Raw genomic sequence first — 17,261 nt, 5'->3', positions numbered from 1 at the left:
AAGAATTTATCACCATTTCATTAAATCGGTCAACGGAATTTTACATATTTGCGGTACCCGCTGGGCGAGAAGGGGCAGGGGAAAAGTACCTTTTTTTCAGCAAAAAAGAGGGATTTCAATCCGGGCGAACGCCCACGTAAACGGTCGCGATGCCGAAGGTCAGATCGATATGCTGCAGATCGGAAAATCCGGCCTCCTTCATGTGGGACGTGAAGGTCTCCTGATCGGGAAACTCCAGTACCGAGTCGGGAAGATACCGGTAGGCTTCTCGCCGCGAAACCAAACCGCCGAGAAAGGGAAGGATGCGGCGAAAATAGAAGGAGTAGAGGCTCTTGAACAGGGGGTTGCGCGGATTTGAAAATTCCAGGATCACCACCCGGGCCCCGGGCTTGAGAACCCGGTGCATCTCCCGGAGCCCGGCCGTGCGGTCGACCAGGTTGCGAATCCCGAAGGCGATGGTCACCCCATCGAATGTCTTATCGGGATGGGGCATGGCTTCGCAGGGTGCATTCACCAGCTCAATCCGGTGGGCGTACCGGGTGGCTGCAATTTTTTTTTTGCCGATGGCCAGCATTTCCCGCGCGAAGTCCTCGCCCACGATTCTGACCGAATCCGGGGTTCGGGCGGCAATCGACAATGCGACATCTCCCGTCCCTGTCGCCACATCCAGAACCTTGCCTCCATTCGGGACCTGCAGCTGTTTGACGGCAAAGGCACGCCAATGACGGTCTATGCCCAGGGAGAGGACGCGGTTGAGAAAATCGTAGCGGGGGGCGATGGAATCGAACATCTCCCGGATGCCCCGGCCCTTGTCGGATAATTTGAACATCTGTTTTCCGATTGATCAAAAGACCAATTCAGCGAATCTGTCAGCAGATACCACAGAAGAGTTGAACAGCCCGAATGCTGGTGACGAAGTTATCCCATACCCCTCACGGGAATGTCAGCAAAAAAGTCCCTTTCTCCCACCGGACCGGAGCTGTATACTGGCCGCTGCCCTTTCACCCCGACTTTCTGACCCGACAACCACAAAGGAGTCTTATGCAGCCCCTGATTGTCACCGCCGCAATCCTTTGCCACAATGGCAGGATTCTCATCACCCGCCGTCCGCTGGAAAAGCAGCAGGGAGGGTTGTGGGAATTTCCGGGAGGGAAGCTGCACGGCGACGAGTCGCCCGAGGAAGGGCTTAAACGAGAGTTGCTCGAGGAGCTCGGAATCGAAATAGTCGTCGGCCCGATTTTTGAGGTGGCTTATTACCGATACGAGTGGGGGCCGGTAGTGGTGCTGGCCTATCCCTGCCGGCAGGTTTCGGGAGTCGTGCGCAACCTCGAGGTGGCGGAGCATCGCTGGATCGAGCCGGAGGAATTCCCCCATTTCGACATACTGCCGGCCGACCGGCCGATCGTCCACAAAATCATGACCGCAAGAGATTGCAATCAGATCCTTTTCTTCAGATAGCCTAATTCCGGATTCTCGCCCGCCCCTTTTCCTCTTCGTATAACACGGGAACGGTAAACTGGACTTTCGTTCCGAAATCCTTTTCGCTCTCCACCCGGATTGAGCCGTTGTGGCTCAGCACGATCTGGCGGACGATACTCATCCCCAGGCCCAGGCCCCGGGCGGCGGTATCCGAAAAGTCGGCACGATAGAATTTATCGAAAATCCGTGCCGCCTGTTCGGGGGTCATGCCGATCCCCTGGTCCTCGACGCAGACCTGATAGGCGTTTTCAACGCACGTGCCGGATACACGCACAAGGCTACCTTTCGGCGAATATTTCACGGCATTGCTCAACAGGTTTTCCAGGACCTGCCCCAATTTGTTTTCGTCGGCTCTGACCATTTTGCAGGGATTGCCATCGCAATGGATTTCGAAACGGTGATGGGGGGCCTGCAGTTTGTACTGCTCGACAATCTTGCCGATCAGCCGCTCAATGTCGATGAATTTGAAATCCAGCGGCAGAGGTTTTCCCGCTTCAAGACGGCCGATATCGAGCAGATCCGAGACCAGTCTGGCCAGCAACTCCGCCTTGTCGTTGATTTCCACAAGGAATTCCCGTTGCTGTTGATCGGAAAAGCCGCCGAATTCCTCAGGATGCAGGCAGAACTCCAGATAACCGAGGATGGAGGTCAGCGGGGTACGCAGTTCATGGGCGGCCACCGAAAGAAATTCCGCTTTTATACGATCCAGTTCCTGTTCCCTGGTGACATCCCGCAGAACGGTGATGGCCCCGGTCACCGTCATTTCGTTGTTCCGCATCAGGGTGGTACGCGCCTGCAGCAACCGGCCCGCCTTTGGGTCCGGACCTTCCGCCTGGAAAGTGGTTTGCAGAGCCTCTGCTGCATCCTGTCCATAGATTGCATTGACCTGGTCGAGCAGGGATATATCCCTGACAGCCCTGCCGATAGATTCTCCCTTCAGTTCCATGGCATTGATGGCCAGCAATTCCCTGGCCTTGCCGTTGATCAGAACGATGCGGTTGCGGGTATCGGTCACGATCAATCCGTCAGCAATCGATTCGATAATATTATCGATCTTGTCCCGGGCATCTTCGGCAAAAGCCAGGGCCTCTTTCAAACCGGTCTCCGCCGCCTTGCGATCGGAGATATCGATCGCCAATCCCAGCAGTCCAGTCACCTCATTTGAATCATTCACCACCTTCGATTTGACGATCTGAAAGGTGTGCCGGACACCCTCGGCACTGGTCAACTCCTCTTCACACTGAATCGGACCGTCGGCCGCAAAAGCCCTGGCATCGGAGAGCCGGCATCTGACCCTTTCATCGGGCTCCAGAAATTCAGAATAATGCCTGGACTGCAGCATATCGTCCATGGAAAGCCCGGTAAATTGACTGAAATCCTGGTTGACGAAGACAATGCGATGATTCCGATCGAGCATCCACATCCCAATGGGGGCCACTTTGAGGATAGCTTCGAAAACGCGGCCCCGCCGGTAAGGTTGCGCCGGCTTCTTTCCAAAGCCTCTCAGCAGTTTCAGAAGGCCGCCAATCAGTCGACTCGCCCCCTTTTTCGAACTCCGTGAAGGGCGATGATAATCATTGGGATATATCTGTCCGCCCTCGATGAACATTGAGTGGGCAGGCAATGCCGCCAGCATGACTGCAGGGGGAACGGACCGGCAGTTGAAGGCTGACAAAAGCATCAGCTTGCCGTCTCCGGTCAGTTCGTCGAGCGCGGTGAAAAATTTTTCGGACCAGTTCTCTGTCGCTCCCCTGCAGACACAACCCATCTCCAGGAACAGGGAGAGCCCCGCGTAGCCCTTGGAGAGAGAGGAGTCCTTGGCCTGTTGTATCCATTCCAGGACCGCGGCGCCAGGGTTTTGGGAAGATCCGGAGAGGATCGTTTTTACCTCCAGAAATCCGGGGCTGTCCGTGTTCCCGTCGGCAATCCCATCCCGGTAAGGTGGGTCACACACGCAAATCCTCTCGAAACTGTCGTTCCGGGCTTTTTTAAAAAGGGCAAAGACGGCTTGGTCGCGCTCCAGAACATCCTGATAATAAAGGAAATAGGAAGAAGCTGAGCCTTCGGGAACACCCGTCAGATCGAGCGTCGGGTTTTCTTCGCAAATGCTCCTGTTGATCATTTCCTTCTCCTGAACCGAACAATTCTGCATCGTAAAAAACAGCAAGGAATTCTATTGCAAACCTCACACATTCACAATCGATTCTTTTGACTCCTGACCCGTGAATCCTGATTGGCCTGGCGGCCGGAGGGCGGTTTATGGTAAAAAACGACCATGGACATCACTTTCACCCCCATCGGCACCATTTCCTCCTGTTTCAAGGAAAAATTCGGAATTCCCCGCCAGGCGGGCCTGGTCCCGGAAGCCCGGGGCACTCTTGAACTTCTTCCCCCTTTCAATCGCCTGGAGGCCTTGCGGGGATTGGAAGACTTTTCCCATATCTGGCTGGTGTTCCTCTTTCATGAAAACATAGGGCGGCAGTGGAAATCAACTGTTCGCCCGCCCCGCCTCGGAGGCAACCGCCGTTTAGGGGTCTTTGCGACACGCTCCCCCTTTCGGCCGAATGCTATTGGATTATCGGCGGTCAAACTGGAGAGGATCGAAATATCCGGCTCCAGGGTGATTTTGCATCTCGGCGGAGTCGATCTATTGGACGGCACCCCCGTCCTGGACATCAAACCCTATTTGCCCTACGCCGACAGCATCCCGAACGCAACGGGGGGATTTGCCCCGCTACCGCCCGACCAAAACATTGAAGTCACTTTCACTGCCGAATGCCTGAATAAGCTCCGAACCCTTGAGAATTCGGGGTTTCCCCGCTTGGAAAAACTCATTGTCGATACCCTGGGCTGCGATCCCCGACCGGCCTACTACCAGAATCATCCGCAGAAAGAAAGTTTTGGCCTGCGGATGCTGGATTTCGACCTCCGCTGGGAATTTCAGGATGACAGGATCGTGGTGACGGATCTTGTCAAAACCGCTTGACTTTAATGCGGATGGGGCGGCGAAATTCTTCCTTCCGCCGCCCCAACCCGCGCAAATTCAAATCCGGTATCTGCACCACTGCTGATCAAACAAACAGAGCCTCGACATCGAGCAGTATTTTTACCTTTTCACCTATCTTTCCCATGCCCCGCACAAATCTTCGGCCGCCCTCGCCATGTCCGGCAGGAGGGGGTTCGACCTGTTGGGCCGGGATATCCAGCACCTCGTTGACATGGTCGACGATCAGTCCCATGGCCTTGCCCGCCACATCAACCACCACCACACAGGTTCGCTGGTCGTACTCCCGCTGGGGAAGGCCGAAACGGGACCGGACGTCCATCACCGGCACCACCTTGCCTCGCAGGTTGATGACTCCCTTGATGAAAGCGGGCATGTCCGGAATCTCGGTTATGGTCTGGATGCCGATAATTTCCGTCACCTGGCGAATTGAAATGCCGTAATCCTCGCTGGCCAGACGAAAAGTCAAAAATTTGTCCTTTTGGGTATCCTCCTCCGCAAATTGATCCTGTTCCGGGTAAAAATCGCTTCTTGCATTGACTTGTGACATTGCTCCCCTCCTCTGAGTGAGGCTTCTCCGCGGTCGAAACCGGCCAGAACGGCTTGCTCAAATGGATTGCAAAAGGCCAACCCGGACGGCGCAATCGCAGACGCCAGATCTGCTGACAAGGAGTTTTTCACCACCGCCCGTTTCTTCCCGATGCAATGGACAGCAATTATCGTACCTGAACAGAAAAAAATGGGCGGCGGAATAGATTCCGCCGCCCTTGCACCCTGGCAACCCTGGTTGGGGATGATATATCAGTATCTGCCGAACTCGGAATCGTCCAGGGCGATGATGTCCTTCGGCGATCCCCCGGCCTTTCTGGGCTTCGCTTCCGTCGGTGCAGACCATTCCAGCGCCGGAGCCGGCGCGGTCCTCGCAGCGGGAGCGGCCTTCTTCACCGGTGCCGCCAGGCGCATGGCAGCGCTTCCGCCCTGATTCTTCAGATGGAACCGGCTCAGCATATGCTGCAGGTGGGCCGCCTGACTGGAGAGCTCTTCGGACGCTGCTGCGCTCTCTTCGGCATTGGCGGTGTTCTGCTGGGTCACCTGGTCGATCTGTCCCAGTCCGGTGTTCACCTGAGCGATCCCCTGGGACTGCTCGTTGCTGGCCGCGGCGATCTCCGCCACCAGGTCCGAAACCTTGGTCGCTCCGGCCACGATCCCTTTCAGAGCCTCCTCGGTTTTTTCGGCGATATCGTTGCCCGCACGGGTCTTGGCCGTGGAGTTCTCGATTAGTTCCGCCGTCTCCTTGGCCGCTTTGGCGCTGCGTGCCGCCAGATTGCGCACCTCTTCGGCCACCACCGCGAAGCCCTTGCCGTGCTGGCCGGCGCGGGCCGCTTCAACGGCCGCGTTCAGCGCCAGCAGGTTGGTCTGGAAGGCGATCTCATCGATGACCTTGATGATCTTGGCGATGTCCTCGCCAGAGCGATTGATTTCGCCCATGGCGGCAACCAGATCGGTCATCAGCTTGCCGCCCTGCAGGGCCGCCGACTGGGCTTCCCGGGAGAGGGAGTTGGCCTGATCAGCATTCTGGGCATTGAGATGGGTCTGGGACGCCATCTGGTTCATGGACGCGGTGATCTGCTGCAGCGATGCGGCCGATTCGGTAGCCCCCTGGGACAGGGTCTGGCTCGAATCGGAGACCTGGGCCGAACCGCTGGCAATCTGCTCTCCGGCCACCTGCACCTGGGACAGGACCTCATTCAGGTTGGCTGTCATCCTTTGCAGAGCCAGGCCCAACTGATCCCGATCCGACGCAAGAGAAACATCCACATCCAACTCTCCGGCCGCGATCTTTTCCGCCACCTGGGCGGCTTTCTGGAGACTGTCCGCCATGCCATCGAGGGCATTAGCCAATTGTCCCACTTCATCGGCCGCATCGAATTTCATCCGCTGGCTGAAATCCCCACCGCGGATGGTATCGGCCAGACGGGCGGCGGCCCGGATCGGGCGGGCAATGCCGCCGGCAGCCCACCAAAGGGCGGCAATGGCGCCGAGGGCGATGACAATGCTCACTATGCCCTGCCACAGGGCGCTGCTGGCATGACGGGACGCAAGGTCTGCGCCCAGGGCATGAGCCTCCGCGAGGATGACATCCTGATGGACCCGAAGCACCATCGACCAGGGCTTGCCGGTGCGGCCCAGTTCGATGGGAGCAAAAGCAGTGGCTATGCCCGTCTCGGCGTCTATCTCGGCCTCCGACTTGCCTGCCTGGATATTGGCGAGTACTGTCTCCCAATTATGGGTAATCAGACTTTTAATGTGCTGCCCGATCAGTTCCGGTTTTTCACTGTCAGCTACTACCAATCCCATGTTACTGATGATCGACACTTCGCCCTGACCATCGAACAGAGCCTTGTCGACCTTTTCGCTCAATTCCTGAACAAAGGAAAGGTCGTAATCAGCACCGGCCACTCCGTAGAACTTCCCGTTTGCCAGGATCGGCACGGACAGGGTGGTCAGCCAGACCTTCTTGCCCTGAACGATGTAGGGGAAGGGATCCAGCACGCTTTCCTTTTGGTTCTGCGAGGGTCCGATATACCAGCCGCCCTTCAGCACGCCGTTGGGATGCTTGTCCATGGTGTCGTATTCCACCAGAGGCTGAACGGCGATGTTTCCGGAGGCGTCCCGGTTCCAGTAGGGGGTGAAGCGGCCGGTGACGGCATTGTTGCCGTCCTTCCCGGTCCGGAACTCGTCATCCCGGCCATCGAGGGCGTTCGGCTCCCAGCAGGAATAGGTGCCGTTGAATTCAGGATTTTTTTCCAGAACATTGAGCAGTATCGCGTTGATCTGATCCCGGCCAAGGTTCAAAGATGCCCACTCACCCCTTTTCTGTTTCGAGACCTCGAAGGTATGAGCCATGGTGCGGGCTGCATCCAGGGCCACTTCGAATTCCGCCCTGATAAAGCCGCCCTGCTCACCGGCCAGTTTTTTCAGACTCTCCAGGGCGCTCTTTTCCTGCAGATCCGAAACCTTTTCCAGGGTGAATTCCTGGGTGTTACCGGCGGATATCAGGCTGTAAACCACCAGCGAACCCGATGCCAGCACCAGGCAGAGACCGGCAATGGCGGCAATCTTCATTTGAATCGATTTGAATTTCATACTTCCTCTCCTTTTTATTTACACTTTTACTGCAGATTTTACTGATATAGCAGGCGCTTTACATCGAGAAGGATCTTCACCGAATCGCCGATTTTGCCTAGCCCCAGGATAAAATTGCCCGATCCGCTCTGGGCCCCGGCGGGCGGGGCCTCGACCTGCTCTTCGGGGATGTCGGCGACTTCGTTGACCCGATCCACCACCAGGCCGGTGGCCCGATCGTCGACGTTGACAACCACGATGCAGGTCCGTTCATCGTATTCGCGCCCGCTCAGGCAGAACCGTGACCGGACATCCATGACCGGAATCACCTTTCCGCGCAGATTGATGACCCCTTTGATAAAGCTCGGCATGTCGGGAACGACGGTGATCTTCTGAATCCCGATGATTTCCGTGACGTGGCGAATGGCGATTCCGTAATCCTCATCCGCCACCCGAAAGGTCAGGAACTTGTCTTTCTGGGTATCTTCCACTTCATAACCGCCATCATGCCCAAACTCGCTTCGCACTTCAGCTTCTGTCATTTTCAGTCTCCATGGTTTTTCGGTTTGCTATTCAATCGGTTTTCCTGAAAGCTCTCGTGTCAATCGGTTCCGTCCTTCTGCACCTGCTTCTGATAGATGATACAGGCTTCGTAATCGCCACTGCAGAAGCGGATAACCGATTCGATATTGCGGCTGTTCATCTCAAGGCAGAAACACTCCGGCCCTGGATCATTCACAAAGGGGCATATTTTTATGATTTGGCTTTTCATCCTAGATCGTATTCAGGGGGCCAGCTGCCTTATCCTCCCCTCAGGTTTCCCCGCGGAGGCATCAATTTCCCACTTGGCAGTTGATACTAGGCAAAGGATGTGCCAAAAGCCCAACCTGTCGTTGCAACTGTTGAAGAAAGAATTTAATGAACCGAAAAGGCCCATCTAGCAAGACTTCAGGAAAAAGGGATGGGGAAAGGGGTTGGCTCCCGGCCCAGAAAGGGCCGGGCGAAGAAAGGGGAAAATGGGGAATGCCCCATGAATTTTTCGCCCCAGATGTGGGGCACGCCACACTCGTTTCTTCTTGAAGTAACGCTGACCAGCTTCGATCCTCAATCGTTGTACTCGATGCCCAATTTGGCCATTTTTCGATAAAGGGTCTTTCGATCGATTCCCAGCAGCCGGGCAGCCTTGGCTTTATTGCCTGATGTCTTCTCCAAAGACTGCAGAATCATTCCCTCCTCGTCCTCGCCGACAGACTCCCCATCCGGATCCTGAACACTACGGTCCTTCAGGTCCGAGGGAAGATGATTGCAGGCAATAACGGCATCGCGACAGCGGGCGAAGGCGTACTCCATGACATGTTCCAGTTCCCGGATGTTGCCCGGCCAATTGTAGCGGGCAAAAAGCTGCAGAACCTCTTCGGACACCTCCTGAATCTGCCTGCCCATGGTGATATTCATCTTTTCGATGAAATGCTCCACCAGCAGCGGGATGTCGTCCAGGCGTTTACGGAGGGGCGGCATCGCGACCTGGATAACTTTGAGTCGATAATAGAGGTCCTCCCGGAAAGTTCCCTGTCGAACCTTTTCCGCCAAATCGCAGTTGGTGGCGGCCATAATGCGAATATCGACCTTGGTTGGGGTCGACTCGCCGATCCGTTCGATCTCCCTCTCCTGCAGCACGCGCAACAGCCGCAACTGCATCTTGGGTGAGATATCCCCGATTTCGTCAAGAAAGATCGTACCCCCGTCCGCCTTCTGAAAACGTCCGATGCGATCCTTGATCGCTCCTGTAAAGGAGCCTCGGACATGGCCGAACAGTTCACTCTCGAGCAGGGTGTCGGACAGCGCGGCGCAATTGACCTTGACCAGCGGCTTGTTGGCGCGCGATCCGGACCTGTGCAGGGCATCCGCCACCAGTTCCTTGCCCGTACCGCTCTCCCCAGTAATCAGAACGGTGGATGGGATATCGGCCAGATCGTCGAGCAGGCTGTACAATTCCTGCATTTTTTCACTGGCGCCGTAGATCCGATGATAGCGGGACCTTTTTTTCAGGCTTCGTTCCAGTCGGTCAAGCTGCGTTTCGTCCCGCGCCACCATGACAGCACCCAGGAAGTTCCCGGAACCATCCATCAGAGGTGCTGTCGAAAGACTGACCACTTGACGGGGGCGTTCCCGATGTCCGCACTCCAGGCGGCGGATTTCAACCGGCTGCCGCTTGTCGAGGGTTGTGAAAAGAGCCTCCAGGCACTTTCCTTGGCACCAGGCAGGAGCGTCACGGAAAGAACGGCCGGCTGCCGAGCCATCGAGCCCGCAAAGACGTTGGGCTGCCTCGTTGAACTCGGCGACCTGTCCCTCATGATCGACGGTAATCAGACCATCCTGAACATTCTTGAAAACCGCTTCCAGGTGAGTCCGGTACACCTCGCTTTTTTCGTTGGCTTCGCGATACTTGACGGCGGCCCGGGCCACCTGCTGCAGGTCCTTTTTCAGCACCGGCTTGGGCAGGTAGTCGAAGGCACCGAGTCTGACCGCTTCGGATGCGGTTTCGATATTTGGATATCCGGTAATCATGACCACCGGGCAGACAGGATCGATGTTCCTGATCCTCCTGAGCAGATCGAGGCCGGTTTTGTCGCCGAGAACGATATCGGAGAAAACCATGGCAAACCTTGTCTGTTCCAGAAGCACCGAGGCGCTTTCGAAATCCTCGGCTGTTTCCACCTGATACCCCTCTTCCACCAGAAAACGCTCAAAGGTGAAGCGGAGACTCTTTTCGTCATCGACAACCAGTATTTTTTTCATAGGCACAGTCCTCAGGCCGCAGGGAGTTCCATTGCGACCGACGTGTAGTCCCCTTCGACACTTTCGATTTTCAAATTGCCGCCGTGATCCTTGAGTATGCCGTGGCAGATGCTTAGCCCCAGTCCGGTCCCCTGCCCGCTCGGTTTGGTCGTGTAAAAGGGGTCCATGACCATCGGCAGCAGGATCGCGGGAATGCCGGTGCCCTGATCCAGAAAGACCAGGCGGACCATGGGAATGCCGGCTTCCATTCCCGCCTCGGAAAAGATCTGCAGAATCTTGTTCTCATCGGCACCGGGGTAACGCTGATTCAGAGCGTAACGGGCATTGCTGATCAGATTGAGGATGACCTGCTGGATCTGCTGGGTGTGGGCCATGACCATGGGAAGGCCGGGATCGATGTCCAGCCGCACCTGAATATGATCCTTTTGCAGTTGAGCTCCCGCAAGGGGCAGGGTCGCTGCCAGGACGTCGCCGATGGAGATGACGTTCTGTTTCTCCTTTCGCGCCCTGGCAAAAGTCAGCAGGTTGCTGACGATATTCGCGATCCGGTCCCCTTCATCGATGATGCACTGCAGAATGTCCCGATTCTCCTCGCTTTGCCGGGGATCGTCCGTCAGAATCTGGGCATAGTTGATAATGCCGTTGATCGGATTGTTGATCTCGTGCGCGACGCCCGCCGCCAGTTCCCCCAGAGAGGCCAGATGGTTGGCCCGGGTCGCCTCCTGCTCCATCTGCAGTTGCCGGGTGACATCCCGGGTATGAGCGATGACCTCTACGGTTTCCCCGCTCTCATCAACGACCGGAAAGGCCCGGATCCTCCAACTCCGGCCATCCGCTGTTTTCATGATGTTTTTTTCCGTTTTACCCGTTCTGAAGCTTTTTCGAACGGGACAGCCTTCCTCAAGCAGGGAGCAGCCAACCCACAAGTCGGTGCAGCTTTTGCCCGGGAGGTGCGTGACCGGCTTTCCAAGCAATTTGGCCGCTCCCAGATTGCTGCGAATCACCGTCAAATCGGGAGCCAGAAGGGTTATGGCATCGGGAATATTGTCGAGCAGGGCCTGGTATTTCTGAAACAGCTGCTTGAACTGTTCGCCGCTCTCCCGCAACAGACGTTCAGTCCTCAGCCGTTCGGAGATATCCATGACAATGCCTCGGGCCCCGACAATCTGATGGCCCCGCCAGATCGGGCTGGCAGCCACCATGACGCTGAGCCGGGTACCGTCCTCCCGAATCAGAACATACTTTTCATCAGGAAGGGTTTTCCCACCCAATACTCGGGCAATATTCGCGGCTGCGCGGTCTCGATCTTCCGGCGATATCCATTCGAAAAGGTTTCTCTTTTCCTTGGCAAAGTCGAATTTCGTACCGGTAAGTTCGAAAGCCATTCGATTGGCAAAAGTGACGGTCCCGTCTCTGTCACTTTCGAAGATGGACTGAGGCAGAAGGTCGGCCATTTCCCTGAACCTCTCCTCACTCAAACGCAGAGCATCTTCATCGGCCTTGCGCCGGGAAATGTCCCTGATGCACGCCAGGACGTTTCGGGAGTTGTTTCCGACCAGCAGTGAAAGTGTCAATTCGACCAGAATTTCCCTGCCGTCTTTGTGTAAAGCGGGAACTTCGACAGCCTCGCCGATGGAGAGATTATCCCATCTTGTGACAAAAAATTGACCAATGACCTGACGATGTTTCTCCCGGTGCCGTTCTGGAATCAGGCGTTCCAGAGGACCACCGATCATTTCATCTTTGGTATAGCCGAACAGTTTTTCCGCGGCATTGTTAAAGGTAACAATGACTCCCTTCTCGTTGACACCAACCAACGCATCGCTGATACCTTCCAGGAGGGTCTCAAAACGTTTTTCACTGATCTGAAGGGCCAACAGCGCCTTCTTGCCAAATCTTCGACAGGAAAGCAGCAACAACAGCATGCCGGCCAGTGTGAAAAAGGCAAGCAGCAGAATCAGAACCGAGGGAAAAAGGAAAAAACTGTCCATCAAAAAACCGTCATACAAATGCTCCGCGCTGCGGACCGGAATTCGCTTTAAACGCCATTTCCGTGTTGAATCATCAGGGTTCAGGAAATTGTTAAAAGGAAAGGAGCAAGAATCCGGCCAAAAACGGGCCCGGTATCCTTCGAAATCGACTCAGATCCGTCGTCGGGTCGGAGCTTGTCGGTCCTTAACCCAATAGATGGCGGGAAACCCCTTGAAAGGGAGGAAGGCTTAAACGGGTTGACGGCGCTGCTTGTAATGGTTGATCAGGCCATTGGTGGAGGAATCGTGACCGGTTGCGGGATTTGGTGACTCCAGTTCCGGCAGAATGACTCCGGCTAATTGCTTGCCGAGTTCCACACCCCACTGATCAAAGGAATTGATGTCCCAGATCGTGCCCTGTACGAAAATCTTGTGTTCGTAAAGAGCGATCAGCATGCCCAGCGTGCGCGGGGTCAATCTGTCGAACAGAAAGGAATTGCTGGGCCGGTTGCCGCTGAATATCCGGTGGGGCAACAGCCGTTCGATCTCGGTCTTGGACAGGCCGGCCTCTGCCATCTCCCGGCGGGCTTCGGCCTCGGTACGCCCTTTCATCAGCGCTTCGGTTTGGGCAAAGAAGTTGGACAGCAGAATGGCATGATGCCGTCCGAGGGGATTCTGGCTTTGGGCAGGAGCAAGAAAATCTGCGGGAACCAGACGGGTTCCCTGATGCAGCAGCTGGTAAAAGGCGTGCTGTCCGTTGGTGCCCGGTTCCCCCCAGATAACCGGTCCCGTGGCATACTCCACAGTTCGACCGGAACAGGTCACGCTTTTGCCGTTGCTCTCCATGTCGCCCTGCTGAAAGTAGGCGGGAAACCGGTGCATGTACTGATCATAAGGCAGGATGACCTGGCTGGCCGCATCGAAAAAGTTGACGTACCAGATTCCCAGCAGGCCCATGACGGCCGGTAGGTTCTTTTCCAGGGGGGCCGTACGGAAATGTTCATCAACGGTCCAGGCTCCGTCCAGCAGCTCCTCGAACCGGTCCATGCCGATGAACAGGGCGATCGACAGGCCGATGGCCGACCAGAGGGAATAACGACCCCCGACCCAGTCCCAGAATTCAAACATGTTTTCCAGGTCGATGCCAAATTGTCGGACCCGCTCCGCATGGGTCGAGATCGCCACGAAATGTCTGGCGACATGCCTTTCGTCGCCGGCCGCCCGCATGAACCAGTCACGGGCCGAATGGGCGTTGGTCAGGGTTTCCTGGGTGGAAAAGGTCTTGGAGGCGATTAGAAAAAGCGTGGTTTCCGGATCGAGGGGCTTGAGGGTTTCCGCCAGATGGGTGCCGTCAACATTGGACACAAAATGGACCCGCAGGTTATCCCGGCCGTAGGGCTTCAGAGCTTCGGTGACCATCAGGGGGCCCAGGTCGGAGCCGCCAATGCCGATATTCACGATGTCGCTGACAGGTTTGCCGGTAAATCCTTGCCATTGGCCGCTGCGAACCCTTTCCGAAAACTCACGCATTCTGGCCAGGACGGAACGGACACCAGGCATGACGTCCTCGCCGTCGACATAAATCGGGCGATCGGACCGGTTGCGCAGGGCCACGTGCAGAACGGCTCTTTTCTCCGTGCAGTTGATCTTCTCACCGGCGAACATCCGTTCCCGCTTCTCATCCAGGCCCCTTTCGCGAGCCAGATCGCAGAGCAGCTGCAGGGTTTCCCCGGTGATGCGGTTTTTGGAAAAATCGAAGAGAATATCTTTCAGCTGAAGTGAAAACCGGTCGAAGCGTTCGGGGTCCTGGTCGAACATGTCCCGCATGTGCAGTCCGGAGATTTCACGCCAATGGTCCAGCAGGTCCTGCCAGGCTTTGGTCTGATTCAGCACGGATTCGACTCCTTATCGATAGAAGGTTCAAGATGCCGTTCTTCTTAATACCTGTCTATTAAGGACTTGTCAAACAACCGGCAGTGAGAAGTTTTTGCGTCTGATTTTTCCAATCGAAATCGAAATCGGGATCGAAATCGGATTTGTTTTTGCCTATAGCTTTTCCTGGGGGGCAGGATCACGTCAGACCCGACTTAAATTAAAGTCAAAAGCCGATTTCGATTTCGATCCCGATTTCGATTTGGACAAAAAGACCAGATGCCGCATCATTTGTTAGACTTGTCGGTCGGTTCTTCCTCCTCGAACAGTTTCCACGCCTCGGCCACCAGGGCGTCGGCAAGGTCCTTTTCGGCCACCTTGCGCACCACCTCTCCGCGGCGGAAAAGGAGACCCTGCCCCTTTCCGGCAGCGATTCCCACATCCGCCTCGCGGGCCTCGCCGGGGCCGTTCACAACACAGCCCATGACGGCGACGACTATTTTTTTCGGCAGATTGCGCAGGCGCTGCTCGACCTCTTCCGCAATCGGGATCAGATCGATTTGACAGCGGCCACAGGTCGGACAGCTGACAAAGACCGGTCCGCGGTCACGCAGTTCCAGGGCTCGAAGAATTTCCCAACCGACGCGCACCTCCTCCACAGGATCGCCGGTGAGAGAAACCCGCAGGGTATCCCCGATGCCGTCGTACAAAAGCGTTCCCAGCCCGACAGCGCTCTTGATCGTCCCGCTCCAGGTCGTACCGGCCTCGGTAATGCCGATATGCAGGGGATAATCCACCTGCCGGGCCAGCAGACGGTAGGCCTCGACCGTGCGGCGGATGTTGGACGCCTTGAGACTGACCTTGATTTCGCCGTAACCCAGATCTTCGAGGATGCGGATGTGTCCGAGGGCGCTTTCCACCATGGCCTCTGCCGTCGGATGACCGAATTTGGCCAGCAGTTCCTTTTCCAGGGAACCTCCGTTGACGCCGATCCGAATCGGCACCTTTCGCTCGGCGCAGGCCCGCACCACCTCCTCCACCTTCCACCGCTCGCCGATGTTTCCGGGATTGAGGCGCAGCGCGTCCACCCCGCTTTCCAGGGCCAACAGGGCCAGACGGTAGTCGAAATGGATATCGGCCACAAGCGGCATGGGACAACCCTTGCGAACAGCGGCCAGAGCACGCGCCGCCTCCTCATCCGGCACGGCGCAGCGGACGATTTCGCAACCGGCAGAATGGAGACGTTCGATCTGCCCCAGGGTGTCGGCAACATTCCGGGTATCCGTGCTGCACATGGATTGAACGGAAACAGGAGCGCCGGCCCCGACGGGGACGCTACCGACATGGATGCGGCGGGTGTTGTTGCGCATGGGGACCCCAGTGATAAGTAATGAGTGATAAGTGATCAGTAAAACCTGAAGTCTGAACTCGGCGAGTTTACGGCCGCAGGGAGGCCAAGTCAAGCAGCGCCGTTGACAGTTCACCGGCGAAGGGGTAAGGTGCGCCAAACACAACTACCGGAAGGTTGGAAACGGCATCATGGCCAGATTTCACGACAGAAACAGGAAAAAGGAACGGCAAAAGCCTCTGCCGTCTCTGGATATCGATATTCTCTATCTCAATGAGGACGGCCTCGGCGTCGGCCGCCATTCCGGCAAGGAGGTGCTGGTCGGCAATACCCTCCCGGGTGAACGGGTCTCGGTCCGGATCGAACATGAAGGCCAGCGGCGCCTTGTCGGTCGCCTCCAGAAGGTGCTGAAGGCAAGTACCGACCGCATCGCCCCACCTTGCCCCTTGGCAGGGGTCTGCCAGGGCTGTTCTCTGATCCAGATGGATTACCAGGCCCAGCTGATTTTCAAGGAAACCCGACTGCGGGAAGCTCTCGGCCGGTACAACGCCCTTCTCGAACTGGAGCCACTTCCCATCCAGCCGGCCGCCCGATCACTCGGCTACAGGACCAACGCCAAACTGGTGTTTTCCCGGGAGCGGGGCGATCTAAAAATCGGGCTTTACCGCCGGGGGACCCACCAGGTGGTCGATATCGGCGCATGCCCCCTGCATCATCCTTTGATCAACCGCATCATGCAGGTGGTCAAGGATGAAGTCCAGCGGCAGAAAATCTTCATCTACGATCCTTTGACCCGCCGCGGTCTTTTACGTTATCTGCTGATCAAGGTCGCCCCGGCCTCGGGCAAAGCCATGGTCACCTTCGTTACCGCCGAACGGGATTTTCGTCGGATTACCCCTCTGGGCAAATGGCTGCAGAGAAAAGTTCCCGAGGTTGTCTCGGTTCAGCAGAACGTCAATTCGTCTACCGGAAACGTGATTCTCGGGCGGGACACCATGCGCATGCTGGGGGTTCCGGATCTCATCGATCAGGTGGGGGATGTGACTTTGCGTATTTCACCGACCTCCTTTTTTCAGGTCAACCACGAACAGGCCGCCTACATCTATCGTCTGGTCCGTTCCTGGTCGGCTCTGGCAAAACATGAAAACGCCCTGGATCTCTATTGCGGCATCGGCGGCATCGCCCTCCATCTGGCTGCAGATGCCGGCAAGGTTACAGGGATCGAGGTGGTCGAGGAGGCGGTTCGAAATGCGCGGGAAAATGCCCGGATCAACAGATTGGAAAACTGCACCTTCCTTTCCGGCGACGCTGCCGAACTGGTCGGGGAACTCGCCGGCGGACCGGTGGCTGTCGCAGTGGTCAATCCGCCGCGCACTGGCTGTGATGCAAACGTCCTGGAAGCTTTGACTGCTGCGTCCCCCCGCTCCATTATTTATGTCTCCTGCAACCCCGCGACCCTGGGCCGGGATCTGGATCTTCTGCACGAAATGGGCTTCCAGGTCGACCGGATACAACCGGTGGACATGTTTCCCCAGACGGTGCACCTCGAAACGGTGGTTCGCCTGCTACCCGCCAAATAAAATTCGAAGCGGCGGTGATCGGGAATCGGGCCTGCTCCCCGGGAGCCCGGCAGATGCTGGACTGAACCGTGCAGACAGGACGA

Annotated in this window: 12 protein-coding genes; 3 read left to right on the top strand and 9 right to left on the bottom strand. The window is 56.6% G+C overall.

The genetic code is table 11. From position 1 onward, the window contains the following. Positions 1-115: 115 nt before the first annotated feature. Positions 116-829, bottom strand: coding sequence for a bifunctional demethylmenaquinone methyltransferase/2-methoxy-6-polyprenyl-1,4-benzoquinol methylase UbiE (gene ubiE / locus R2940_09465; protein ID MEZ4600007.1), 714 nt, complete (start codon positions 827-829; stop codon positions 116-118). A gap of 212 nt (positions 830-1,041) precedes the next feature. On the opposite strand from ubiE, the gene R2940_09460 reads away from it, so the two are divergent. After that, a complete protein-coding gene (locus R2940_09460; protein ID MEZ4600006.1) occupies positions 1,042-1,458 on the top strand; it encodes a (deoxy)nucleoside triphosphate pyrophosphohydrolase in 417 nt (138 codons plus the stop codon). A 1-nt stretch (position 1,459) separates the two neighbouring features. On the opposite strand, the gene R2940_09455 is transcribed toward R2940_09460, so the two are convergent. Then, entirely contained in the window at positions 1,460-3,601 is a 2,142-nt protein-coding gene (locus R2940_09455) for an ATP-binding protein (GenBank protein MEZ4600005.1), read from the bottom strand. A gap of 153 nt (positions 3,602-3,754) precedes the next feature. Here R2940_09455 and tsaA point away from each other — a divergent pair, with 153 nt between their 5' ends. Next, positions 3,755-4,465: a tRNA (N6-threonylcarbamoyladenosine(37)-N6)-methyltransferase TrmO gene (gene tsaA / locus R2940_09450; protein MEZ4600004.1), complete on the top strand. Its 711-nt coding sequence runs from the start codon at positions 3,755-3,757 to the stop codon at positions 4,463-4,465. Between the two features lie 85 nt (positions 4,466-4,550). On the opposite strand, the gene R2940_09445 is transcribed toward tsaA, so the two are convergent. The 7 genes from R2940_09445 to ispG form a co-directional block, all read right to left on the bottom strand. Then, complete coding sequence (locus tag R2940_09445) at positions 4,551-5,033, bottom strand: chemotaxis protein CheW (protein MEZ4600003.1); 483 nt, start codon at positions 5,031-5,033, stop codon at positions 4,551-4,553. Between the two features lie 251 nt (positions 5,034-5,284). Continuing rightward, positions 5,285-7,630 carry a methyl-accepting chemotaxis protein gene (locus R2940_09440; GenBank protein ID MEZ4600002.1) on the bottom strand — a complete coding sequence of 782 codons (2,346 nt, stop codon included), beginning with the start codon at positions 7,628-7,630 and terminating at the stop codon, positions 5,285-5,287. 38 nt (positions 7,631-7,668) lie between these two features. Then, entirely contained in the window at positions 7,669-8,151 is a 483-nt protein-coding gene (locus R2940_09435) for a chemotaxis protein CheW (GenBank protein ID MEZ4600001.1), read from the bottom strand. Positions 8,152-8,713: 562 nt separating this feature from the next. Beyond that, positions 8,714-10,408 carry a sigma 54-interacting transcriptional regulator gene (locus tag R2940_09430; protein ID MEZ4600000.1) on the bottom strand — a complete coding sequence of 565 codons (1,695 nt, stop codon included), beginning with the start codon at positions 10,406-10,408 and terminating at the stop codon, positions 8,714-8,716. 11 nt (positions 10,409-10,419) lie between these two features. After that, a complete protein-coding gene (locus R2940_09425; GenBank protein MEZ4599999.1) occupies positions 10,420-12,399 on the bottom strand; it encodes a PAS domain S-box protein in 1,980 nt (659 codons plus the stop codon). Positions 12,400-12,627: 228 nt separating this feature from the next. After that, positions 12,628-14,271, bottom strand: a complete 1,644-nt coding sequence (gene pgi, locus R2940_09420) for a glucose-6-phosphate isomerase (GenBank protein MEZ4599998.1) — start codon at positions 14,269-14,271, stop codon at positions 12,628-12,630. A 266-nt stretch (positions 14,272-14,537) separates the two neighbouring features. Then, positions 14,538-15,620: a flavodoxin-dependent (E)-4-hydroxy-3-methylbut-2-enyl-diphosphate synthase gene (gene ispG, locus R2940_09415; protein ID MEZ4599997.1), complete on the bottom strand. Its 1,083-nt coding sequence runs from the start codon at positions 15,618-15,620 to the stop codon at positions 14,538-14,540. A gap of 169 nt (positions 15,621-15,789) precedes the next feature. On the opposite strand from ispG, the gene rlmD reads away from it, so the two are divergent. Then, positions 15,790-17,178: a 23S rRNA (uracil(1939)-C(5))-methyltransferase RlmD gene (gene rlmD, locus R2940_09410; GenBank protein ID MEZ4599996.1), complete on the top strand. Its 1,389-nt coding sequence runs from the start codon at positions 15,790-15,792 to the stop codon at positions 17,176-17,178. Positions 17,179-17,261 lie beyond the last annotated feature (83 nt).

It is taken from the genome of Syntrophotaleaceae bacterium, assembly GCA_041390365.1.
In the GTDB taxonomy this organism is placed as follows: domain Bacteria; phylum Desulfobacterota; class Desulfuromonadia; order Desulfuromonadales; family Syntrophotaleaceae; genus JAWKQB01.
The sequence above is the reverse complement of the archived record's forward strand: the minus strand, read 5'-3'. Positions and strand labels throughout refer to the sequence as shown.

Excerpts from the sequence above, each read along its gene's own strand:
- R2940_09435 (MEZ4600001.1), bottom strand. The coding sequence starts at position 8,151 with ATGACAGAAGCTGAAGTGCGAAGCGAGTTTGGGCATGATGGCGGTTAT.
- R2940_09445 (MEZ4600003.1), bottom strand. The coding sequence starts at position 5,033 with ATGTCACAAGTCAATGCAAGAAGCGATTTTTACCCGGAACAGGATCAA.
- rlmD (MEZ4599996.1), top strand. The coding sequence starts at position 15,790 with ATGGCCAGATTTCACGACAGAAACAGGAAAAAGGAACGGCAAAAGCCT.
- tsaA (MEZ4600004.1), top strand. The coding sequence starts at position 3,755 with ATGGACATCACTTTCACCCCCATCGGCACCATTTCCTCCTGTTTCAAG.
- ispG (MEZ4599997.1), bottom strand. The coding sequence starts at position 15,620 with ATGCGCAACAACACCCGCCGCATCCATGTCGGTAGCGTCCCCGTCGGG.
- R2940_09440 (MEZ4600002.1), bottom strand. The coding sequence starts at position 7,630 with ATGAAATTCAAATCGATTCAAATGAAGATTGCCGCCATTGCCGGTCTC.
- R2940_09455 (MEZ4600005.1), bottom strand. The coding sequence starts at position 3,601 with ATGATCAACAGGAGCATTTGCGAAGAAAACCCGACGCTCGATCTGACG.
- ubiE (MEZ4600007.1), bottom strand. The coding sequence starts at position 829 with ATGTTCAAATTATCCGACAAGGGCCGGGGCATCCGGGAGATGTTCGAT.
- R2940_09430 (MEZ4600000.1), bottom strand. The coding sequence starts at position 10,408 with ATGAAAAAAATACTGGTTGTCGATGACGAAAAGAGTCTCCGCTTCACC.
- R2940_09460 (MEZ4600006.1), top strand. The coding sequence starts at position 1,042 with ATGCAGCCCCTGATTGTCACCGCCGCAATCCTTTGCCACAATGGCAGG.
- R2940_09425 (MEZ4599999.1), bottom strand. The coding sequence starts at position 12,399 with ATGGACAGTTTTTTCCTTTTTCCCTCGGTTCTGATTCTGCTGCTTGCC.